The sequence below is a fragment of the Xenorhabdus sp. TS4 genome (assembly GCF_014467265.1).
Taxonomy (GTDB): Bacteria; Pseudomonadota; Gammaproteobacteria; order Enterobacterales; family Enterobacteriaceae; genus Xenorhabdus; species Xenorhabdus ehlersii.
Map to the genome: position 1 here is coordinate 95,719 of NZ_NKHQ01000003.1, position 24,720 is coordinate 120,438.

Genomic DNA, 24,720 nt, shown 5'->3' on the forward strand with positions numbered 1-24,720 from the left:
AAACTAAGCGATTGTATTAGTAGTAGGGCAACTAACTGAATTAAATAGTGCCACACACTTTCTCAATCAAATTTGCCGGAAACTTCATATCCTGCATAATATGTTCAATCATGCTACGTTTACGGTCAGTATTGGTATTAGTGATCACCCAAAAAGGTGTACCGGGAATATGACGTGGCTTAGTTTGCTTACCCCTAGCCAATAAGGTGTACTCATCACCGGCAAAATAGGTACGGGTGCGGCCATGCATCGCTTCCGTTGCTTTAGAAAAATTCTCGCTGTTCAGGCTATACAATGCCGACAAGATCAGCATAAAACGTTCAACAGATTTTTTCTTTTCAGCATATTCATCAGAAAGCAATAATTCACGAATAACACGGACAGCATCACGGGAACGGGCAACAGGGGTTTTAACAACAGGTGCAGGGTCGTTGGCAGGCTCTGTAATTTGTACTGGCTGCCCGGCGTCTAACTTCAATATGCGCCGTAAAATATCAGATGCACTTTCACCGATATGCAGAGTTTGGCTTGCAATAAAGCGGTAAAGTTCTTCATCAACTTCTATCGTTTTCATTTCTATCCAGTACTGTTCTTAATGAAAAAATTATCTTGGGATTATAAGATATAATGCCACAAAACAAAACAATTAAACTTTCAATAACTTAAAGTGATTCCTTTAAAAATTGAGAATCTTTAGGAAAGCGACTTTCCTTTAAAATAAATCAATTAGTTACAACTATTTCATCCCATTGAGTTTGTCACAATTCACGCATCATGATATTAAGCATCTCAATATTAAACATTGTATAAATGGTATTAAATTCAGGCAAATCATGAAATCAAATCGTCAATTAAATTATCATCTTCACACTGTAGAAAATCCGCAATCTTCAACTCCCATTGTCTTGATTCATGGGCTTTTTGGAGATTTAAACAATTTGGGAGTATTGGGGCGTGATTTACAGCAACATTATTCGGTGATTCAAATCGATGTACGTAACCACGGTCTTTCACCACGTATGGAAAATATGGATTATCACGATATGGCACAGGATGTCCTGACACTGCTTGATGAGCTAAGTGTGCCCAACGCCATTATTATTGGGCATTCCATGGGTGGCAAAATCGCCATGACCATGACAGCTATTGCGCCAGAACGGATTGAAAAAATCGTGGTGATTGATATGGCTCCTGTCGCTTACCCGGTTCGCCGCCATGACAGCATTTTCGCAGCACTGAACAAAGTCACGACCGCCGGTGTACAAACCCGACAAGCAGCAGCAGATATTATGCACCAGGATATTCGGGAAGAGGGTGTTATTCAATTTTTACTGAAATCATTCCGTCAAGGGGAATGGAAATTCAACTTATCCGTTTTGCAAAAAGAGTACGAAAAAATTATCGGCTGGGAAACTATTCCTGCATGGTATGAACCCGCCCTGTTTATCCGTGGTGGAAATTCAGATTATATTACTGAAGAATATCGGGAAGATATTATCAACCAATTTCCACAAGCAACAGCATGGGTTGTAGCTGGTTGTGGGCATTGGGTACATGCAGAAAAACCTGAAGCTGTACTCAGGGCAATTCATCGCTTTTTAGACACAAAATAATTATGGATATCAACCCATCTGAATATGGGTTGATAAAATAAAGAGTTAATATAAAAATAATTATATCCAATTCATTACTGGCACCTTAATATGTAAAAAATAAAAAAGCAATTAGTAATCATCACACCAATATTAAATAATATATCCTACAGATAAATAAAACATCTTGACTTTAATTAAGGACAAAGAATTATGAAAGATAACATCTTATATAATCCCATTGCACATCTTTACGAAGATTTCTCAGACTCTAGTGCTCAAATCAAAATAGTCACTCGTACCCTCTTAAATCTGGCAGGGGATGTAAAAGGAAAATCGATGTTAGATTTAGGATGTGGATATGGCTTATTTAGTCGGGAATTCAGAAATCGCGGCGCTTCAAAAGTTATTGGTATTGATATATCAGATAAGATGATAGAAATTGCTAAAAACAAATCGCAACAATATGGCGACGACATAGAATTTCATATCAGAGATGTCAACAAAATGGAGTCATTTGGCAAATTTGATCTGATAGTTGCCGCCTGGTTATTTTGCCATGCGGAAACACTTGAACAACTTGAAAGTATGTTTCGTGTAATTGCAGATCATCTTAAACCTTCCGGTAAACTCATCGCTTATACATTTGAACCTGATTATCGTTTAGAAAAAGGGAACTATGAAAATTATTGCATAAAGGTTCTAAGTGAAGAGCCAGTGAAAGATACAACTCTTGTGAGGGCTGAATTTCTTACTACCCCACCCAGCCCTTTTACTATGCATCGTTGGAGCCGTGAACAATATAAGGATGCAATCACTAAGGCGGGATTAAAATTTGAATGGCATAAACCCATGCTACTGGAGAGCGATATTGAAAGTTATCCACCAGGTTTTTGGGATGATTTTCAAAGAAATAGCATTGATGCAGCCCTTGTTTGTCAACTCTAACAAAATAATCCCCCACGGTTTTTAGGGGGGTACTTTATGAAATATTTTTATATGCTATCAAACTAACAAAAAATTTCATTACGCAAATAATATAAATTACTGATGTTATTTATGATAGCGTTTTTATTATACCTTAATGTATTTTTCTATTGTGCTATTTAATAAATATACCCCCTAAAAATTCTCACTACAAACACAGCATAACCTTCTCGTAAAAACAACCTTATTCATCATCCTTATTAATAATAATCATTATAACAATATACTTCCGTATAAGATTTTTTGTGGTTGAAAAATGAACAATTTTCTGATTAATAATATAATTGAAATAATAAGGTAACTTATGTTTCTTTAATTTTTATTTTAATAATTATATTATAAATGAGATCTATATGAACATTTTAAATAATAACACAGCAATTTCTAATTACACATCAGCAGCTTTACATTTACTTAATCAAACAATGGGGTATACCTATCAAGCGGCACTTCGTGCTGCCACGGTTCTCGGTGTAGCCGATCATTTAAGCAATGGGCCAAAAACAGTGCATGAACTCGCCAAAACTGTCGGAGCCCAAGAGCAGCAGTTACACCGAGTTCTGCGGCTGCTTGCCACACGGAATATCTTTCATGAAACCGAAGATAAATGGTTTTCACTCACTCCAGCCGCAGAGTTTCTGCGCAAAGACACACACCATTCCCTCCGAGCCGCAGTATTGATGATGACTGACCGGACATTTTGGCAACCTCTTGGTGAGATTGTAGAAAGCGTCCGCGGCAATCCTGCCTTCAAACACCTCTACGGACTTCCTTTCTTTGATTATTGGGCGCAGACGGACACGCAGACTGATGATTTTCACGTCGGTATGTCCTCAATGTCTAAAGTGGAAAATTTGTTTCTCGTGCACAGTTATGATTTCCCGAAAAACGCAACAGTTGTCGATATAGCTGGCGGGTTTGGTAGCCTGTTATTAGAAGTATTACAGGCTAATACAACCCTGCGAGGGGTTCTTTTCGACCAACCACACGTACTCGCCAGACATGAACTTGGCGCGCTAGGTGATGATACGCGGTGGGAGATTACTTCTGGCGACTTTTTCGAGTCATGTCCTCAGGGCGATATATATCTGCTCAAGTACATTATGCACGACTGGTCTGATGAACAATGTATACAAATTCTACGTAACTGCCGACAAGCGATGTCCCCTGATGGACGAATATTGGTAATGGACCCTGTGATCCCTAATGGCAACGTTTCACATGCAGGTAAAGAAATGGATCTTCTCTGTATGGGGATCTACGAAGAAGGACGTGAACGCACAGAGGATGAACTACGACAATTGTTGGCTAACGCAGGCTTAAAACTCAATCGTGTCATTGATACAGGCTGTCACATTTCGATTGTTGAAGCCATTGCCGAATGAGTTCCTGCGCATTAAGTCAGCCAGGTAAAACTTCCTTATTTTCACAATATATTGAGGAAATAGTAATGTCCTTTCACAAAAGAAGTCTTGCCATTGTCGGAGGCGGGGCTGCTGGGGTGGCGACATTCATCGCAGCAGTGCAACATCGTGCAGCGCAAATCATTTATGTTATTGAACCTGGGCCGGTTGGCCCAGGAATGGCCTTTTTCAATTTGGATGGCGATGTACTCTGCAATACTTCGATCGATACCATGTCAGTCGTGGCTGATAATCCTCTGGACTTTCTGGATTATTTGCATAAACACGGCCATATCGTTACACCGGAATCTTTCGTGCCGCGGCAGTGGGTAGGAAACTATCTGAATCAAAGATTTCTGGAATTTAGCACTATTGCTCTCAAAACAGGAATCGATGTTTTCCATATGCCCCATTTATTTAGGGGGTTGAAGGTCAATCCACATCGTTGTTACACACTCTGGCATGGTGATAGCTTGACACCTCAATCACTGGAAGTGACTGATGTCATTTTCTGTACAGGCTTAGGTGCTTCTCGGCTCCCTGAGGTGTTGAAACCCCACTTGACTCGCCCAACTTTTATCCACAGCCCCTATCCAGAGAAAGAGATGTTAGCCAGAATACCCCCGCAATCGCGGGTATTGGTTATCGGCAGTAAACTTGCAGCAATCGATGCGGCTATTCTTCTCTGTCGTGAAGGCCATAGCGTCACCATGATTTCGCCATCAGGAGATATTCCCGCTGTCCGTTCGCGGCTTGTAAAAAGCCCTGGAACCTTCTTTGAGCATAAAAATACAATGTCGATAATGAACCGTCAGGGGAATCAATTGACCCATTTTTTTCCTGACTCATTGAAGCACGCGTATCTAAAATATTTCTACCGTGCACTCAAAAAATACACAAAAATACCCTGGCGAGAACAGTTTTCTAATGCCAATAGTTGTCGGGAACGTCTGCGTGAAGAAATCGCTATTGCCGAGCAAGGGAAGAGTCAATGGCAAGATATGATAGTCAATTTCGTGTATGTCGTTAACGAAGTGCATTTAAATGATAACACCTATTTTGGCGGTTCATTTCATCCCAACTTCGAAAAAATGCTTCATCGATATATCACCGCCATTGCTTTGCCCAATGCACAGAAACTTCTGCACTATATGGATAGTGGTTCTCTGCTCATTCAGAAAGGAGAAATTCTAAATGTTGTTATAGAAGAAGGAGAGGCAAATACCTGGTTAGTCAACTTAGGGCAGGATTATCAACCATTTGATGCGATTGTCGCTGCTGTTGGTTATCACCAACCTGACTTTATCCTTGACGAGGATGGGATACTTGAGATTGATACTCACGGCCAGCGTTCAGAACGCGCCATATCGATCTCGCCAGAAATGGGAGTCATCCCTCCTGACTTTAAGGAAAAAGAAAGTATTTGGTTTGTCGGAACGCCTGCGCATAAGCGGTTATGGGTACCTAATGCCCTCTTCGTGGTCGCAAATGTAGCGAATCTGGTTATTAAAAGTATGCTGAAATTAGATGTTCAAGTCACATCAACTATCGGCAATACCGAAAAAGAGCTGGAAATAAGCACATAATTTTAACCGTTCCACCCAAGCTACGACAGTGAAAAAGGAAGATCCCGAAGAAGTTACAAAAGAGGCAAGCCATCTTACAAGCAATCATAGATGGATAACGTAAATCCCGATAACACGTTAATTGAAAAATGGCCCACATTCATGGGCCATTTATTAATCAAGATCAGTTAATAAAACTATCAGGCAAGTTTAGATTTCCCGTTTATGGTATCAGACCACGCCGTCATAATGGTTGACTTCGTTTTACTATCAAGCGAATCAATAAAGCCGCTGTCTCCCATATTAGGCGCGAATCCACTCATAGCCTGCACCAGAGAATCTACCGCATTGGCAGAAAGTACCGTATATTCACGCTCGCCCTGTGTATCTTTATCCCCCATTTGGGTGATGATATCCGCACGGTTACCATTGAAATAGTCGTTGAACGTCACAGAACCCATTGCCTCAAACTGCCCCTGTGCAGAGGTATCTTTGACATTACGCTGGGTCAACAGCACCAAGTCGTAACCGCTGCGTTGTAACCACAGGTTTTGCCCATTGATATCATTGAAAATAATCTTGTCACCTTGCTTGATATCTTCAACTACGTTATCAATCACATCACCGCTGACCACAAAGCTATTCACGCCCGTGCCACCCTTGAAGCGGTTTTGGTATCCGCCCAGTATCAGCAGATCATCACCATCACCGCCGTTAAGCTGGCTGAACTTAGATACCACATCGGCAATCAGGTGATCATTACCTGTACCACCATTGATGATAGCGTGATAACCCATCAGTTTGATGGCATTGTTGCCCACATTACCATCGATCTGGTTATAGTTACCGAATACTGTCGCAAAGTCGTTACCTTCGCCTAAATCCACTCGGTTATTATTACCAATGGCTACAACGTAATCCTGATCTTCTCCCGCATCAATGCGGTTAAAGTTGCCGGAAGCCACGATATAGTCGCGTCCCTTGCCGCCATCAACCATGCCACCTTCACCAAAGACAAAGGCCTGATCATCGCCACTTCCCATATAGGCGTAGTTAATCCGTCCAGCCAATACCGCAACATCGTTGCCCGCACCGCCAAACATCATGTTTTCACGCCCCATCATAACACCCACATCATTACCCTGGCCGCCGGTGAAAATATTCGAGGTTCCTACGGAATAGAAGACGTCGTCACCACGGCCGCCCCAGACGTTGTTGTTATCGCCCAGATACGCACCGAGATCTTTACCATCACCCCCCCAGTTAAAGTTGTAGTTACCAAGGGAAACGTGAATATCACCGTCTCCTTGCAGATGGCCGCTGTTACGCAGGAAGTCGAAGGTTTTATCCTCTATGTTCAACAGATCAGCTGTCAGGTTCTTTTTCAGGTTAGTGACCAGCGATTTCATCTCGGCCTGCTTATCCTGATTGAACAGCGTTGCAAACAGGTTTGGCAGGTTCAGGGAAGTCAAACCAACGGGGCGATCTGCCTGTACATCTGCTGTTTCCGGTGTTGATTCATCCCCTTTGCTGATGGATACATGCCCTTCCTGACTTTCATCAGGTGCTTTTGCTTTCAGGCCGTGGCTTTCAGCAAAAGATCTCACACCATCAGCCCCCATATTCAAGCTAGCTTTCAGACTATCGAGTAGTTTTTCTTGATCAGTGAAGGCTTGCAGTTGATCACTACTGAATTCACCGATGATTTCCAGCATTTGACGCAGAATAGCGACACCATCAACAGGCTGGCCTGAACGGGAGACAATATCACCTTTCGGGGTATAATCTACGCCAAAGATATCTGCCAGCGTGGTATCCGCGTTGACGCCTGCCAGATCCCCCAACAATTTATTTTTGAGCTGACGAGGCAAGTCCGTTGGGCTAAAGGTAAACGTGGTTTTTGCCATCCCCGTTGAGGTATATTCCTGCGTCATCAAGCCGAACAGCGATCCCAGGTTGGTATCCAGAATCGACTGAATATTGTCACCGAACATAAAGTTCCAGTTACCCGCCGTTACCTGAATATCAGCACCCTGCCCACCAACGGCAAAGTTAAAGGCCAGTTTTTCATTCGCTTGACGGAACTTATCCGCCCGACTGATTTTGCCCATTTCAGGAGTATTGCCATTTCCACTCAGCCATTGGTTGTATTTCTTGTTCAATGTGCTTTCGAGATCATTTTTCAGGCCACGGCTGCTACGTTCATTTTGCGAGTCGAGATCTGTCAGGGTTTTATAGTCTACACTGCTGGTTAAATCGAGACCGGACAGATCACTGACATATTTCTTCGCACTTTCCAATGTCCATTGCTGGTTTTGTGTAGCTAACCAGTCCGGTGAGTTAAACGATCCGGCAATGTTTTGCAATACACCAGAAATGCGTGCTGCACCGTCAAATGGGTTAACCAACGGTGGTGTCGGAATGGATTTTTCCAGCATGACGATCAGATCATTACTGCGTCCTATGTTGAAACTGATGTTGCGGTTGCCTACAAACAGTTGTGCTCCTTCCAATGCCTGATAACCGGCAATATCAACACTGTGTTTGCTGTTACCCTCACCAATGTGGACCATCACATTGTTATCACCAAAGGCCATGGACTTAAAGCCGCCTGTACCGACCTTGATACCTACATTGGTGGTTCCCCAGTTAATGACCGTAAACTCACCATCACCAGCTTGTACCTGAATATTACCGGAATAACTCAGCTGGTTATTTGATGATACTACTGTTGAATGGTTATCTGCCGTATCACGTTGTTTTGGCGCATGGAATGTCTCGGCATTGTCCGCAATAGCGCCTTGCGCTTTTGCAGCAACCTCAGTCTGACCCACGCGGGATAAGTTGATGTCATTTTCAGCGATACCACGGCGAACACGTTCAGAGTGACTTTCCAATTCACCTTTGTCATTCCACCCCAACACGAGCTTATTATCCGTGAGTTTGTGTACCCACTGTTCCTGCGCATCTTTGGTGTATTTACGGCCAATACTGTCTACCGCAACCTCACTGCTGCGCGCCGATACGGTGGTACGGATACCCAGCTTATCCAGTTCCGAAATAAAGTGATGGGCGAAACCATTGCGGTTATCATCGCCTATCAGAGAACAACCCACGAGGCTGATATGATCTGGCCTCCCCACCTGTTTGAAATCAGTACGGAACTGTTTCAGTTTCAAGGCCAGTTCATCCGCACTGTAACCGCTCATGCGCGTATGATTCTGCGCTAACTCTTCACGTCCATGCCCAACAATCTGCCAGCGTAATTTGCCGGACTGTAATTTATCGGACAAAACAGCCGGATCACCATACACCACGCGATATTGACCGTTGGCATCAAGCTGAACGATCACACTGGAATCCGGGTGCTTACCCGCCAAGTTCGCAGCGGCTTCCGCAACCACAGGATCATTTTCTGTCTGGATAATAACCTGACCAGCAAAGCGGCTATCGCCACCTTCAGGCTGTGGTTTGACCGCAATATCTTCCCAAGAATTAACATCTTGGTTATTCACGTGCATATGGCTTTCCAGCGAGTTATCACTTAATGGTTTTTTTACACCATCAGCCGCATCAATCCCTATCGGTTTCTTGATTGAGGTATCATCAAATACCGGCAGTTCTAACATGTCTCGCATAGTGATTTTATCAGCCGCTCTTGGACGATAAGTTGCCAAAACCTCACCATCAATGACTGCTACACGCTCGAAAACACTTTCCCCTGCTGCGTTCTTCGGCAACCTGTAGCTTTGTGCCATATTCAGATCGGATTCACCGAAGAAACGCGTCACGTAAGCACTAAACTTCTCCGCTGACGAAAATTCAACAATCCCCACGTTTGGATCATAGAAACCATAAACACGATCCTCACTATTTCCTTTGGCCCACGCCGCCATTGCATGGTCTGGTCCATCCAGTTCAAGCAACACGGGTTTATCTTCTGTATTGCCAGCGGTAATTCTCTGGATCACGCCATCTACTGTCAGTGCTTTCGTGTCTTCCAGTTTCTCTTTCCACACTTTGATAAATGTGTCTGCCATCGGGTTCTTGGCATGCAGTGCTGCTAAAGAGCCCAACAGCTTATCCGCGTTGGCGCGCTCAGTTGCAGAATACAGATCTGGATTACTAAGTACAGCCGCCGAAGAATACATTTTTTCCAGCAATTGACGGGCAACACCATCCTGACCATCATTTTCAAGTTGTTTCGCAACCAGAACCAGTTTCGATAATGGATCACAACGTCCGCCAAAACCATCATTTGACAGATTCAACAATAACAACTGTGGTGCCAGTTGTTCGCTTGCCTTAGTATCAGCAATGCCCGTTGAAGCGACATCACGGAACAAGCGATTGTATTTCTCAGCTCTTGGCTGGAAGGTGACTTTTAAGGCGCGGCTTTCAATTTCCCAGGCCAAAGCCCCTTTTTGTTCTGGACTCCAGTTACCTTTAACCAGCAAATCTACCAATTGCTTGATATTCATGTTTGGACGGAAGCCATTCACCACCTGCTCCGCATGACCCTGCTTGTAGCCGGCTAAAAAATCCTCCGTTGTGCGAATATCTTTCGGTTTTTTACCTGGGCTGGATGACTGTGGTTTTAGTGCTTCGCCGTAACGTTTCAGGTCGCTCTTGATACCTTTGAGTACTTTTGATTCATCAGACTGAGGTTTCACATCAAACGCATCAGTCGCACTCTGCCCTGCATTTGGTTGTTTGGTAATATTTTCCGCCGACGCTTTGAGTGTAAATTTACCATTTTCCGAATTAGCAACGACTTTATCGATATTCGACTGCACAAGGTTAGCCGCCTGCCTGAAATTGTTACTTTCAACTTCAACCAGGACTTTCTCACCTTTCTTCGTTGTCACTTCTAACGTCACGGCATCGTTACCGTAATCAACCACTCGTCCTGTGACATTTGAACCCAGCTTAAATGCCTTACCCTGCTCTTTCAGTGCACGCAATACGTACTGTTGTTCACCTGCACGCGCCTGTTTCCAGACTCCGTCATAATGGGTAATGGTGCCATCTTCAAACGTATTGTAGTTAACATAGAAACTTTGGTTTTCTTCTCTGCTGGCGACATATTCATAACCCAATTTGGATTGATATCCCGTTAGTATTCCTTTATGGAAAGAGTCCATAAAGTGTTCAAAATCGCTATAGTTATCAAATGACTTGATACCAAAGTTAGGATCATAGAATGACCAAACGGTTTGATTTTCCCCTTTATGCACAACAACGGCCATTGCGTGATCTTCAGACATAAAGGACATATATGTCGTCTTATCCACATTGCGTAGTTGCTCCATGACAGACTCATAGCCAGCAACATCATTGCTCATCGAGCGGTCAATTCTATCTCCTGTCAGCCCGTTGGCTTTTAGCTTGCCGCCATAAGCTTGATTGGCTTTCCTGCGGTTTACCAAATTAGACATATTTTGCGTCTGGCTATACTGCATTGACAGCAGATCTTGAATTGCCGGACCAATATTTTGGCGGCGATACTGATTAAGCAAAGAGGCTTCAATCGAATTGATATCACTCTTTTTATTCACACTATTGTCATTGTAGGCTTTGACCGCATCCGTCAGCCACGATAAATACGCTTTACCACCACCGACTCCATGTACTCGCTCTTCTATCAGGTAACGGCCAGATAAGGCAAAACAGATGCCTTCCAGAAATTCTTTTGACTCAACGTGATTCCCATTAGTCAGGAGTACATTGCCAATTTCCGGTACCAATTTCTCAAGATTATTTAGCAGAGACTCTCCCTGCGTGAAATGGAATGAGTATTTATCCAACTCTTTTCCACCTGATTTCACATCAAACAGGGTGTAAACCATTTTTTCCAACAAGCCTGCCTTCACGCTACCACTTTCACGCTTAGGTTCGGAAAGTGTTGAGACAATCAGATCGGCGTATTGGCGTATCAATCCACTGTCTTCATGGCCATAGAAGGTCTGTTCACCCGATACCTGATAACCCGCTACAACCAGCTTGGCACGCAGTTTTTCCCCTTCTTTGCCCAATCCTTCATTATCGGTCAATAGCATGATTGGCGTCTGTTTCGAGATGCCTTGCAGATTTTTCTCCAACGAGAACTGACCATTAACAAATTTAGCCAGCCCCGCCGTGATCCCCGCAGGGTTTGGTACTTCATGGGCGGTAATCGCTTTGGTCATGCTTGGCATTGGCCTGTCAAGCAACAAACCCGAAACTGGCTGTCCGTTGCGCTCTGCATAACGGGCAAGATCCGCCGCTACCGCCCCACCCATGGAATAGCCATGGATAATAATATTTTCAGGCTTGATGCCACGGTCATTAACCAAATAGCTGAGCATGGTACGGGCATCCTGATAAAGCCCTTTTTCGCTTGGATGACCATCACTGGAACCATAACCCCGCATGTTCACCGCCAACATATCCACACCCTGTTTTTGGTAATGATTTTGGATAATGCTGGCTTGTTCTTCCGCAGATGAGCCGGAACCGTGAATGAAAAGTACAACTTTTTTCGCTGGACTATGTTCACCCTGATCTTTTTGAGCACCACTATGGTAATAACCCGTTAGACGCCCGGCTTCACCCTGTAGGGTGATCTTATCCGCGGCACCTTTGGCGACAGCCGCATCCAATATTATTTGGGTGTGATTATCGATATTACGGCGATCTTCTCTGGAGCCATAAAGCTCATCGTTCAGGAAACGAGTCACTGGATTGAACGGTTCTCTGTCACGCGGTGGCGTACCATCATTATTAATGGCAACTTTTTCGCCACTTCTCACCGTAAATTCCGTTAATACCAGCGATTCTTCCAGACGGACACTCACTTGTGACAACAAATTTTGTAACGCAGGAACTCGTTTTGAATCTGGATGCCCCTTCAAATAACTTTCAACCTGGTGCAGCAGATCAGTTAATTTTTCCACTGCTTCAAAGTCATTATCCTTGCTGTTTTGCAAAGTATTTTGATAGTTACTGAGGGCATCTAACACATGCCGATAACTGTCACCAAGGATCTTACCTTTAACGTAAGCGGCTTCCCGCAACTCCCCTACAGACATCAAATCAGTTTTCGGTTTATAGCTCCAGCTACCGTCGATTTTTTCCGCAATAATACGGGTACGCCCATGATCGTGGGAAACAATGCGATCTTTCACCAGATGCAACTCATCAGGCAATTGGTCGTAATTGTTATAGTTGGCGAGAATAAAACGCTCAATAGATTTAATCTGAGCTGAATCTTCTGGGTTTTCCATCATAATAGTTTTGAAACTATCATTGTTATTACCCGGCCACGGACGAATTTCAAAGCCTTTAGTATCAGATGCACGTACCAACAAATTGCGTTCTGTACGCAATCCATAGAATGGCAATGCTTGGCTCAGCAGGTTATCAATGGCACTGGTTTTGATATCCAGATCAACCAATGTATCCGGCTTATACTTGTCAGGGTTCAATGCCAGCAGCTTTTCCTGCTCTGCAAAGCTGAGTGAATCAAAACGCGCTTTTACAGAAACACCCGCTTCTGTCAATCTGCGTCCAATGGATTCAGGTGACATACCTTGATATGCTTTGGCCGTTTTATCCAGCAGGCGAATTTCCCCTACCAAGCCTTCACGCTGCAATTGACGCAATACAGGTAATTCAACATTCCAGAAATAGTTGCCAAGACGTAATCCGCCTTCCGCAATGACATAGACATCATCACGTGATCCGGTTGCATAGAGGGAACTCCAGAATCCGGTATTGCTGTATGCCGAAGCGTTAATGGTCGATTGCAAGGCTTTCTGTTCCGCAATGTCAGAATCGAGGAATATCCCTCCCCAACGCATCAGCGTCTTGTTCAGATCAATGGCAAAAGAGTTACCTTTTACATCAATATCGTAAACTACCTTCTTGCCATCAGTCTGTACTGCATCAAGAACTTCACGGTATTGCTTGAAGTTTCTACCAGACCAAAATGAAACGATGCTCTTATCGCCATGTACAGGTTCGAAGCTATAGCCATAGCTTTCCAGTCTTGAGACGAATTCGACGCGCTTATCCCAGTCGTAATCAATTGTGGCATCAACAAATAGTTTCGCTAGTGAAATAACCTGATCTTTCGGTACGCTATTTTCCGTAGCATTCAGGTAGCCTTCAACAAAGGTCACCATTTTCTGTCTGAGATCAGCAGGAATATCCGCATCAACACGGTTAAAACCAGGGACAGGAATGTAGCTATCTGTCGCAGCGCCATTGTCACTATCCAGCCAGCGATAAACATCAGCTACTTTTTGTGCCTTTATTGCCGTCGCAGACACTTTTGACGTATCAATGGATTCTGGTTGAGCCAAAGTTTCACCCAGTGCTTGCAAGCCACTGAGATCTAATCCTGAAATTCTCGGCGTATTCCTGACCCATTCAGTCACGGTATCCATGGACTGGTTGACAGGCTGATCGACTGATGTTTCGGTATGCAGAGATGTCAGAGCAGAGGCGCCAGACTCTTTTTTAGCGCGTATTCCCGCATTGATCTGCAAGCGATTCAGGGCTTCTTTGGCATCGTTCAGTTCGCTCAGATCGTTATCCAGATCTTGCAATTCTTTGCTGAATCGGCCATCTGCCTGAACAGTGAATTCAGAATTGATATTACTCTTGGATTTTTCTGCCTTTTCAACGTCGTCATAGTAATGGGATTCATAGGCTTTACCAGACAAACCGCTGCCTTTTGCGCCGGTACGGGTCGGCTGATAGCTACCATCCAGTTTCGAACCCTTGGCATCATTTTGTACTTGCACAGTTTTACTGTCTGCCACGGAGACTTCATTCTGACCATGTTGCTCTGCTTGCTGCGCTGCTACGTTGCCATCATGTTCTGCTTGTCTGGCCCTTAGCTCACGATCAAGAGCTTCTTTTTCCCTGTTTCTGGCTTGGATCAACGCTTCTTCAACATCCTGCTCAGCATGTTGATGGTTTTGATCAGCCTTAAGTACACCTGCTTCTGATTTAGCGACGGCATCCTTGATATTATCCAGATGTTCCGCTGCCGCTTTTTGTGAATTATCCAGTTGGTTTTGCGCAATTTCGCTAGCGTTGTTCAATTCGGACTGAATACGCTGCCGCAAACCAACAGCAAACTGATCACGCCATTGTTGGCCTGATTCTCCATGATAGGCGGCATGGGTTTCCAGCGCTTCCAAACCTTTGACTTTCGCCATCAGTTCATCTGTTACCGCCTGGGCTTCGCCCTTGATCGCATCACGCTGCGTCTGACCATTAGCGTTCAGAATATCCAGATCGGTAGCTTCCAGTTGTGCCTGGGTGCCAGCAATCGCTGCCAGTTGTTTATCTTTTTCCTGAACCAAACGCTGGCGACCAGCTTCTGCTTTTTCCTTATCCTGCAAGGCGTTATGGGCAGCCTTATCCTGCTGCATATGGTCAGTAATGGCACGGTCTGACAGATAAGATGATGAAGTTGCAGAAACGTTATCCAGAACGTAACCCAAACCATCACCCAAGCCGATTCCAGAAAATCCCAGTAGATTTTTGCCTGCCTTGGCGGTTAAGGTCAGTGTCTTGTTTTGCCACTCGCTTTTACCATTGGCAGCTGCAAAAACAAACTCGCCATTCCACCACACTTCCAGCCCATTATCCGCAGAGCTGCCAACTCGTCTTGCAAAATCGAACTTGACGGTAATTTCTTCACCCTCTGTCAAATTCTGGATATTCTGACAGATATGCGTGTTACCCTTGACATCAAGCTCACTGACGCGATCGCCATGCCCTTCTGCACTCAGGCCGTATGACTTAGCTGAATGACTCGCTTCAATGCCATTGGTGTATGTCCATCCCTTGGCGCCTTGCTCAAAATCACCATTGACGATCAAGTTGCGTGACTGATTTTTTGGATTCAGGTGTTTTTCGTTGCCGAGTGTCTTCTCGATACTCCCCATATCCGGGGTATCAACACCCGTCACAGAACCTTTCAGACTGTCCTTCAAGTCAGAAGTGATTTCATCCATCTCTGTCAGCTTAAAGCCATTCAGAGAGGAAACTTCCGGCAGCTCAATGGCACCACGTCCTTTATGGGTTCCCGATGTATTCGCTTCATCGCCATTTACCAGATAATTGATGCCTTGGCTGCCGGCGCTACCAAGTACTGTCTGTTTGATATTGTCAAACAGCGCATCCAGTTTATTGCTCTGTGTATTGCTTTCCGCCACCGCAAGGCTATAGAAATCACCATTACCCACCTGAATTGCCACGTTGTTACGGGCATAAGAAGCATTGATATTCAGGCCATCACCCACACGGATATTGGCATTGCCCTTGCCTTTCATAACTGAAACATTCAGGCCGTCACCCACACGAGTATTGACGTTGAATTTACCCCAAGCCACATTGACGGAAACACCATCACCGACTTTGGTATTGATATTCAGGTCGCCATGAGCCGCAGTCACGCTAAGGCCATTACCCACCGTGGTTGTGATATTACCCTTACCTTTGGCAGCGGTCACTTGTATGCCATCACCCACTTTGGTGACAACATTGCCCTGGCTCCATAACGCGTTGAAACTATCGCCATCACCAATCTGAGTCACGATATTGGCTTCGCCCTTGGTGAGCACAACATTGCGACCATCGCCGACTTTGGTCATTACGTTAGCCTTACCCCAGGCGCCGGTATAGTCATCACCATTGCCAACATGGGTGAAAATATTGGCTTGCCCTTGAACAACACTAACTTCCTGACCATCGCCAACTTTGGTAATGATATTCGCATCACCTTTGGCGAGGTTATAGCGATCACCATCACCAACATGGGTGAAAATATTGGCTTTGCCCCAGGCGGCATTGATGCCCAACCCATCACCCACTTTGGTGATAATGTTGCCTTCACCTTTCGCAAACCCGACCGTCGTGCCGTCACCAACATGGGTCATGATATTGCCGACTTTAGAAATCAACAGGCCGACCGCGGTTCCATCACCCACTTTGGTCAGAATATTGCCTTTACCCGCTAACAAGGCTGCCGTGGTGCTATTGCCTTCATTATTAACATGAGTCACCACGTTAGCTTCGGAAGCTGCCACAACGCCCATGAAATCATTGCCAACTTTTGTCACAATATTGGCTTTGCCTAATGCCAATACACCGGTCAAGCCATCACCGACATGGGTCATAATATTGGCTTCGCCAAACATGGCAGACAATGTTGTGCCATCACCCACTTTCGTCATGATGTTGGCTTTACCTGCAAACAAACCAATGCTGGTGCCGTTTCCGACATGGGTATAAATGTTGGCTTCACCCACCATCAGTGCCGCTGTCAGATCATCACCCACTTTGGTCAACACGTTTGCCCCACCAATCATGGCTGCGAAAGTGGAACCATCACCAATCTGGGTAAAGACATTGCCTTTGCCAATCATGGCTGACAGCGCATCACCATTGCCGACTTTGGTCGCAATATTGCCTTTGGCGATCATCAGGGCAACGCTCATACCATCGCCAATATGCGTGTAGACGTTACCCAATGCCAGCATCAGTGCCAGTGCATCACCATTGCCAACTTTCGTGAAGATATTGCCCTTCCCCCCCATCAGCGCCCAGGCATTTCCTTCTCCGACATGGGTGAAAATATTGCCAGCACCAATCATAGCCGCAATGGTTGTGCCATCACCCACTTTGGTGAAGATGTTGCCTACTGCCCCCATAATGCCTAACGTTTGCCCATCACCAACATGAGTCAAAACGTTACCGAGACCTAACATAATACCTGTAGTATCACCATTGCCGACTTTGGTCAGGATATTCGCGCCGCCCAGCATAATACCGGTGGTTTTACCATCACCAATATGTGTCAGGACATTGCCGCCACCGCCCATGAGAGCCTGTACATCACCCTTGCCCTTTTTAGTCAGAATGTTGGCACCGCCCAGCGCAATTGCTGATGTATTTGAAGAGCCGGAATAAGAAGCATCATGATTATCAATGTGGGTAATTATATTGGCACCGCCAAACATGGCTGACTGCAAATCGCCTTTACCCACTTTGGTCAGAACATTGGCGCCACCAACCAGTATTGATGAAACGTCACCGTTCCCCATTTGGGTCAGGACATTAGCACCACCAACACCAGTCCAGAAAGCATTACCATGACCGATTTGGGTATGGGTATTAAAACCACCACCCATTGAGATACGGCTGTTGCCATTGCCTTTATGAATGGAGATATTGCCAACAGCCAGAAGGTGAGCAAGATAGCGGCCATCCCCAACGCGAACCAATACGTTTGCTGCCCCACCCGCATTGACATTCATATCACCGTGCTGGCTTTGGTGCAGCAATACGTTGGCAATGCCAGCACCATTGAAATTCAGGTTACCTTCTTTGCCTTTTTTGATGATGACGTTTGCCCCACCACCACCATCGAATTCGGTGTTACCAAACTCAGAGCTATGTTCAATCACATTCGCAATGCCTGCACCTTTAAAGCTGACATTACCACGGGTAACGTTAGATTTAATGATGTTACCACCACCCGCACCGGCATAATGAATATCCCCAGAACTGTCACCATTGCCAGTTGCCGATTTGAACAGCTCCAGATCGCTATATTCATGCATATCAGGCACACGACTGGAATTTGTGCGCACAGCATTAACACTGTAATGAAGATCACTTAGCGAGTAGCTGCCGGTTCCCATATATTGGTAGCCATTGGCGGGGGAGATATTTTCGTTCGCCAAATTTGCTGTATGGTAGCCTTCTTTATATAAGGGACGAGCAAGATATTGCAGCATTCCTGTTTTTGGGTCGTTCCTTAGCTCAACCACCACAACCTTGGTATGTTTGCCAAGTTGCTTACCATAAATATAGGTGTTTGGCATCCGGTTGGATTTGACAGCTTTTACATCAACGGTGGTTCCATCGCGGTAAATAGCATAACCCCCCATTTTGGCATCAGATAAAGTGATATCTGCCGCGTCGATCTGGACACCATTGCCATAATTCACCCATTGGTTTTCCGTCAGTTTTTTCTCAACCGTATAAACCGTTACCTGTTTCCGCTGCTCAACAGTCAGGTTTGACAACGTGTATGCGCCGTCTTCACCGACTGAATTAAATCCCCCTCGCCTTGAGATATCTTGTTTTTCCAACCCCTTAAGATGCTTTCCTTCTTTATACCAGGCGGTCGAAACGTATCTCAGCTTGCCCGTTTCGGGATCATTACGGAGCTGAACCTTGTTGATTTTAGTGTAAGTCCCATCTTCAAACGCAAACAGGTAAGTATTCAACTCCCGCGTCGATTTAAACCCTGCCACCTGATGGGAGTTGCCAATCCATGAACCACTCATGGTTGCCGTTGTCAGCACAACCTCTTCCGCTTTAGCGTATTCTATCCCTTCACTATTGAAATCATTGGCTGTTCCTTTACGGGTAATTTCGTTATAAGCGCCGACACCCGTAAAATAGATATTACCGTGTGCAACATCGGAATAGAGGCTATTGTATCCACCCCCCCCCTCAAACCGGATATCTCCTTGGGTTTCAGAGTAGACGTCATCCACCTGACGAATACGTTCAACACGGTTAGATGCGCCTGCACCACGTAATGTGATGTCGCCAATTTTACCTTTACGGACAATATTATTGGCTGCTCCCGCCCCCTCAAAATCAATGTTGCCATTCTCAACTCGGGAGCTAATGATATTTGCAGCTCCGGCACCCTTGAATGTCAAATCACCACGTGAACCCTGATAACGGTTAAACCAGGTACGATCGATCTTGTTTGCGCCACCAGCTCCAGCGAAATAGAAATTTCCCTGATTAGTTTCATGCCAGAATTCGTTGTATGCACCAGCTCCCTTGAAGCTAATATCACCCTGTAAGCCCTTACGAGTGATACTATTATATCCAGCAGCGCCAGAATAAGAGATGCCACTCTTGTCTCCGGTATGATTGATTTTCACTCCACCAGCGGCGCCCTCAAATCTGATTAGCCCACTTTGTGTCTTGTTGATTGAAGTGAAACCAGAACCCCCTTTCACTGTCAGATTACCAGTCGTGTCATTGACTTTCAGATAGCCAGTCGCTCCCGAAATAGTGTCATCGCCCCACGTGGTATTGACTGTCACGTTAATAGAACCGACAACTATGTTGTCATTTCCACCATAAGCATTAATGACACCATTAATACCGACACCGAAGGCATGTATTGTGTTTCCATCATCATCATCTTCGTATCTCTCAGTAAAGAAGTATTCCGCACTGCGGCTAGATGACTTTCCCATAAAATAATCCTGATATTGGGTAAAAAAAATTAAACAGTGAACCACTGTACCCGACGGATACAGCGGTTATTTGGAACATCCAGAGTTCCCCTGACTGTGCAGGCTTTTTGCCCTTTCCATGCAGCAAAGACACGCCGACGCAGATCGCAGGCAATGTCACGCGCATGTCCGAAAGGCGCAATCATTTCTGGAAAAAAGATATGCTGGCCGGAACGCCAATCTTCCCGCACAATTTCCCGCTCACCGGAAAGAATTGCATCCCGACTGCTGTCAGACAAAAAAGCCCAATTACAAAAAGCAACTGGGCGTTGATGTTCATCTTCGTAATAGCAAAACTGATTAAGCTGGAATGATGGCAAGATACGTTGTTGCCATTCAGCAACTAAATAACGTCGGTGCAAGGGGGAGTGCTGACAAAGCAACATCACCCCACCAATCATTGCCTGTATTTCATTCGCACTCAGTGTTGCTGGTTGATGTGTAATCATCATAGGTTAGCAACGCCTGATAGAATTTTACTGATACTATTTTGCTGTTTCAGAATTGCGTGTTGAACGTTTTTTAGGTTCAGCGGCTTCTGCTTCAACAGATTTTTCGCTTTCATTGATCTCAGGCATAGGTAAAAAGCCAGCGGCAATCAGTTTATTGATTTCGGCTTCCATTCTTGGATCTTCAAGCATACTTTTAACCATAGAAACCATATACATAAAACCAGAAGCAGGCATATGGATCACTTGTTTTAATTGTAATTCCTGATCATTTTCCGCCAGCATACCATTCGCCATTCGATTCGATTCCTGGCCTACAAAATAGAGAGAGAATACGCCTTTGTTATAATTAACGCTTGAGATGGTTTGAACAAATTTTTCAGACATAGCATTATCCATTAAATAAATATTAATTTAATGTTAAAAACACATTAAATTAAAATGATTAAATCATAAATGAATCCATATGCATTATGGTTTCATTTATGATTAAACCTGATTGCTACGGTTATCTAAGTAAGCTAAAGTAAGTTATATTTTCCTTATTTTTCAATAGCTATTATCTTGAAATAACTATCTTTTTGAAAGAACTATCCAAAATACAAAATAGCAAGTAAAGTATAAGCCAACTTAAGTATGTTCTATAATCCAAATGGTATACTGATAATGAGTTACCAACCAGGGTTTACCGATAACGTTGGATAAAGATATATCTATTTATCGGCTAAGATCAACATATAAATAGTAAAATGCCTGTTTAGGCTCTACATTTTGTCCCAATTACCGACATTCATGGGTTCTTTGAGAGCAGATAATATCTTTCAAGAGATTTTGTTAAGATTATTTAATAAATATTATGCCTTATTATTTTTCAGGTTATCTCTTTACATCAAAAATGTGATTTTTTATTTAAAATAGATTTAATTTAATGAATGAAATAGAAAAAACAATAATATCATTAATTAATTTAATAATAATGATATCTAATAGGGATCATGTAACCACATCAAATAAAAACTTAAATGATGGTGATGATTATATTTCTACTCTAAACAAGCTGCAAAAAGAATGTAATATTAGTATTAAAAACAAACACGCTAGAAATAAGAAGTTAGGTAACATATCACTACCAGCCATTTTGTTTAACAATGATGGACAACCCTTTATTCTGGCAAAATATGATGAGCAACGAGTACTAATCCAAAAACCCCACCAAGAAACGCCTGAGATATTAGGTAAAGAAGAATTTATCAATCTATGGAGTGGCAGGTGGATAAAAATAAAACAAAAAAGCAACCAATTTAATATTCGCTGGTTTATTCCTGAATTTGTCAGGCAAAAGAAGAACCTTACGGAGATCCTCCTGTTCTCCTTCGTTCTACAAATCCTGGCACTTATTTCTCCTTTGGTCGTGCAAGTTATCATGGACAAGGTTCTTGTACACCAGGCGCTTTCCACATTGGATGTGCTGATTTTTGGGCTGGTGGCGGCTGGATTGGTTGAAATTATTCTGCGGGGATTACGTGAATACCAGTATGCCCACACCGCCAACCGGATTGATATAAAACTTGGCCTGAAACTGGTTAAGCACCTGTTTGGCCTGCCATTGCTATTTTTTAAATCCCGTCAAGTAGGCGCGATTGTCACACGAGTACGGGAACTGGAAACGGTTCGAGAGTTTTTAACCGGCTCTATGTTCACCTTGTGTATCGACGTTTTGTTCATGTTCGTATTTATTTATGTCATGAGCCTATTGTCCGGTATGTTGACCCTGATTTTCCTGCTTACCCTACCCTGCTATGCCCTGCTGGCCTGGTGGGTAACACCGAAAATTGAAAAAGCGGTGGAAAAACAGTTCACTCATGCTGCAATGAATACCTCTTTCCTGACTGAAACCGTTGCAGGTGCCGAGACACTAAAAAGCCTCGCCGCTGAACCCCGCTTTATTCGCCGCTGGGATAGTCAGACTGAAAAGATGGTCAGCACCAGTTATGATACACAGCAATGGGACAATCGTTCCGGTCATCTGGTGATGGTGCTACAAAAAGTTACCAGTGCGGTGATTATCTGGTTGGGCGCTTCGGAAGTGCTTTCCCTGCACATGACCATTGGTCAATTGATCGCCTTCAATATGATGGTAAGCCACACCCAGCAACCCCTGGCCAAGTTGGTGCAACTCTGGGGGCAATTTATCCGTTCACGCATTGCCATTGATAAGCTGGGGGATATGCTGAATCTGCCAACAGAGCAACAATCAGGCAATGAACAGGTTGCCTTACACGGGGCAATCTCATTCTCTGACATCGTCTTTCGCTATCAACCTGATCTCTCCCCCACTATCAACCATTTCACTCTGAATATTCGGCCGGGGGAAACTGTAGGCGTTGTCGGAACCTCTGGTTCTGGAAAAAGCACCCTTGCACGTTTGCTGTTACGGCTTTATACCCCAGAAAGTGGAACTATCACGCTGGATGGCGTTCCCTTGCAAAACTTCAATATTGAATCCATCAGGCAGCAGATTGGCATCGTTCTGCAAGAAAACTTTCTATTTAACAAAACGGTGTATGAGAATTTGTCCCAATCTTGCCCTGACGCCCCGTTATTTGCGGTCATCGAAGCGGCAAAACGGGCAGGAGCACATGATTTTATTCTTAAATTACCGATGGGGTATGACACGGTGATCGCCGAAGGGGGGCAATCGCTATCAGGCGGGCAGCGACAGCGTCTCGCCATTGCCAGAACCCTGCTGTCAGATCCCAAGATTTTGATCCTTGATGAAGCCACCAGTGCACTGGATGATGAATCACAAGCCATCATTCAATCTAACATGGCTGAGATTGCCCAAGGCCGAACGGTCATTACCATTGCACATCGGCTCTCCACGGTACGCCAATGTGACCGGATCATTGTATTACACCAGGGCCAAATCATCGAACAAGGTAGCCATGAACAGCTTCTGCAACAAGGCAAACACTATCGGAAACTTTGGCAGTTACAACAAGAACTAAAACAGGAAACAACACAGGAGGAGCCTGCCCATGTTTAAGGCTATCTTGCGCAGAGGGATCAAACAGTTACGTACTGCCAACCCGCATTATGATTTTTTACCGACACACTTGGCATTGTCACAACGCCCACCTTCTCCGTTCGCTCGTTATACAGCAATAACCCTAAGCATTAGCGTTCTGGTTGCTCTGCTATGGGCTTGTATGGGGAAACTGGATGTACAAGCAACCGCAACCGGACGCCTGATAGCTTCTGGTCGTTCCCAAATTATTCAGGCATATGAGCAAAGCCGACTGCTTGCCATTCATGTCCAAAATGGTCAGCATGTTGAAAAAGGTGCGCCACTGCTGACGCTCAATACGCTCGGTGTCAATCAGGATATTGCCCGTTTGAGCGAGCAACGCGATTATCTGGTGGAAGAGGAAATTCGTTACCAGGCCCTGCTTGAAAAGCACGATCCCAAATCCCTGCCGCTTTTCCAGCAGCAATCCGCAGATAAACAGGAAAGAATTCTGACGCATTACGCTCACGAAAAGCAGGAATTTGACTCAATCATTACCAGTATCCACGCAGAAATGGAAGAGAACCTCACCTCCCAAAAGGCGCGAAATAGCGATATACACTCATTGACTCATCTGCGCGAAAATATCAACCAGCGTTTACAGGCCAGAAAGACTTTGAGCCAGAAGCAGGTTATCAGCAAGGTAGAATATCTGGAACAAGAAAAAGAATTTCTGGAAACAGAAAGGTTGATCGCTCAACAAAAATCGGAACTCGATATTCTGATGACTAAATACAAGAGTCTGGAAGAGCGCTTAAAAGGCACTAAAATAACAAAAGAGCGGGAATGGTTTGAGAAAAGAAAACAGGCAAAAATACAGTTATCGTTAACGCATCAAGAAATTTCGAAAATGCAAGAGCGGGAAGAACTTGAGGTTGTACGCTCTCCCGTCACTGGCACAGTTCAACAATTAACTGTCCATACCCTCGGCGCTGTTCTGCAACCTGCGCAGAATTTGATGGTGATTGTTCCAGATGAACATGTACAACTCGCTGAAATCCAGATCCTGAACAAAGATGTCGGTTTTGTCCGAGCTGGCCAGCACGTTACAGTCAAAGTCGATGCTTTCCCCTATACTCGCTATGGCACAATTGAGGGAGAGCTACTTAGCATTTCGCGGGATTCCACCACTGATGAACGGTTAGGTCTGGTTTTTCCCGCACAAATTAGCCTCAAACAGAACAACATTATGGTAGATGGGAAACCTGTTGAAATCACGGCGGGTATGTCTATCGTTGCGGAAATCAAAACAGATCAGCGAAGAGTCATTGATTATCTGCTCAGCCCAATCCAGGAATATCAATCTGAAGCGTTGAGGGAAAAATAA

Annotated in this window: 10 protein-coding genes; 6 read left to right on the top strand and 4 right to left on the bottom strand. The window is 44.4% G+C overall.

Annotated elements, in window-relative coordinates:
* Positions 1-40 precede the first annotated feature (40 nt).
* Positions 41-574: a replication initiation negative regulator SeqA gene (gene seqA, locus Xets_RS02515; protein ID WP_074018432.1), complete on the bottom strand. Its 534-nt coding sequence runs from the start codon at positions 572-574 to the stop codon at positions 41-43.
* A gap of 259 nt (positions 575-833) precedes the next feature.
* On the opposite strand from seqA, the gene ybfF reads away from it, so the two are divergent.
* The 4 genes from ybfF (at position 834) to Xets_RS02535 (ending at position 5,568) form a co-directional block, all read left to right on the top strand.
* Complete coding sequence (gene ybfF, locus Xets_RS02520; RefSeq protein ID WP_099131127.1) at positions 834-1,613, top strand: esterase; 780 nt, start codon at positions 834-836, stop codon at positions 1,611-1,613.
* Positions 1,614-1,805: 192 nt separating this feature from the next.
* On the top strand, positions 1,806-2,540 hold the full coding sequence (locus Xets_RS02525) for a class I SAM-dependent methyltransferase (protein ID WP_099131126.1): 735 nt from the start codon (positions 1,806-1,808) through the stop codon (positions 2,538-2,540).
* 392 nt (positions 2,541-2,932) lie between these two features.
* Complete coding sequence (locus tag Xets_RS02530; protein WP_099131125.1) at positions 2,933-3,964, top strand: methyltransferase; 1,032 nt, start codon at positions 2,933-2,935, stop codon at positions 3,962-3,964.
* Positions 3,965-4,029: 65 nt separating this feature from the next.
* Entirely contained in the window at positions 4,030-5,568 is a 1,539-nt protein-coding gene (locus tag Xets_RS02535) for an FAD/NAD(P)-binding protein (RefSeq protein WP_187651115.1), read from the top strand.
* Positions 5,569-5,747: 179 nt separating this feature from the next.
* Here the strand turns inward: Xets_RS02535 and rtxA are convergent, their stop codons facing one another.
* From rtxA to Xets_RS02550, 3 genes are read right to left on the bottom strand one after another with little or no spacing between them, the layout of a single operon-like run.
* Positions 5,748-19,838: an MARTX multifunctional-autoprocessing repeats-in-toxin holotoxin RtxA gene (gene rtxA / locus Xets_RS23170; RefSeq protein WP_187651116.1), complete on the bottom strand. Its 14,091-nt coding sequence runs from the start codon at positions 19,836-19,838 to the stop codon at positions 5,748-5,750.
* Positions 19,839-19,867: 29 nt separating this feature from the next.
* The gene (rtxC, locus tag Xets_RS02545; protein WP_099131122.1) at positions 19,868-20,329 is read right to left on the bottom strand and encodes an RTX toxin-activating lysine-acyltransferase RtxC; all 462 of its coding nucleotides are present in this window, start codon (positions 20,327-20,329) and stop codon (positions 19,868-19,870) included.
* 33 nt (positions 20,330-20,362) lie between these two features.
* Positions 20,363-20,713 carry a peptide chain release factor 1 gene (locus tag Xets_RS02550; RefSeq protein WP_099131121.1) on the bottom strand — a complete coding sequence of 117 codons (351 nt, stop codon included), beginning with the start codon at positions 20,711-20,713 and terminating at the stop codon, positions 20,363-20,365.
* A 541-nt stretch (positions 20,714-21,254) separates the two neighbouring features.
* Between Xets_RS02550 and Xets_RS02555 the strand changes: the two genes are divergently transcribed.
* Together Xets_RS02555 and Xets_RS02560 are read left to right on the top strand one after the other, a co-directional pair.
* Positions 21,255-23,372, top strand: a complete 2,118-nt coding sequence (locus Xets_RS02555) for a peptidase domain-containing ABC transporter (protein WP_187651117.1) — start codon at positions 21,255-21,257, stop codon at positions 23,370-23,372.
* The gene (locus Xets_RS02560) at positions 23,365-24,720 is read left to right on the top strand and encodes an HlyD family type I secretion periplasmic adaptor subunit (RefSeq protein WP_187651118.1); all 1,356 of its coding nucleotides are present in this window, start codon (positions 23,365-23,367) and stop codon (positions 24,718-24,720) included. Before Xets_RS02555 ends, Xets_RS02560 begins: the two co-directional genes overlap by 8 nt.

Excerpts from the sequence above, each read along its gene's own strand:
- seqA (WP_074018432.1), bottom strand. The coding sequence starts at position 574 with ATGAAAACGATAGAAGTTGATGAAGAACTTTACCGCTTTATTGCAAGC.
- ybfF (WP_099131127.1), top strand. The coding sequence starts at position 834 with ATGAAATCAAATCGTCAATTAAATTATCATCTTCACACTGTAGAAAAT.
- Xets_RS02525 (WP_099131126.1), top strand. The coding sequence starts at position 1,806 with ATGAAAGATAACATCTTATATAATCCCATTGCACATCTTTACGAAGAT.
- Xets_RS02530 (WP_099131125.1), top strand. The coding sequence starts at position 2,933 with ATGAACATTTTAAATAATAACACAGCAATTTCTAATTACACATCAGCA.
- Xets_RS02535 (WP_187651115.1), top strand. The coding sequence starts at position 4,030 with ATGTCCTTTCACAAAAGAAGTCTTGCCATTGTCGGAGGCGGGGCTGCT.
- rtxA (WP_187651116.1), bottom strand. The coding sequence starts at position 19,838 with ATGGGAAAGTCATCTAGCCGCAGTGCGGAATACTTCTTTACTGAGAGA.
- rtxC (WP_099131122.1), bottom strand. The coding sequence starts at position 20,329 with ATGATGATTACACATCAACCAGCAACACTGAGTGCGAATGAAATACAG.
- Xets_RS02550 (WP_099131121.1), bottom strand. The coding sequence starts at position 20,713 with ATGTCTGAAAAATTTGTTCAAACCATCTCAAGCGTTAATTATAACAAA.
- Xets_RS02555 (WP_187651117.1), top strand. The coding sequence starts at position 21,255 with ATGAATGAAATAGAAAAAACAATAATATCATTAATTAATTTAATAATA.
- Xets_RS02560 (WP_187651118.1), top strand. The coding sequence starts at position 23,365 with ATGTTTAAGGCTATCTTGCGCAGAGGGATCAAACAGTTACGTACTGCC.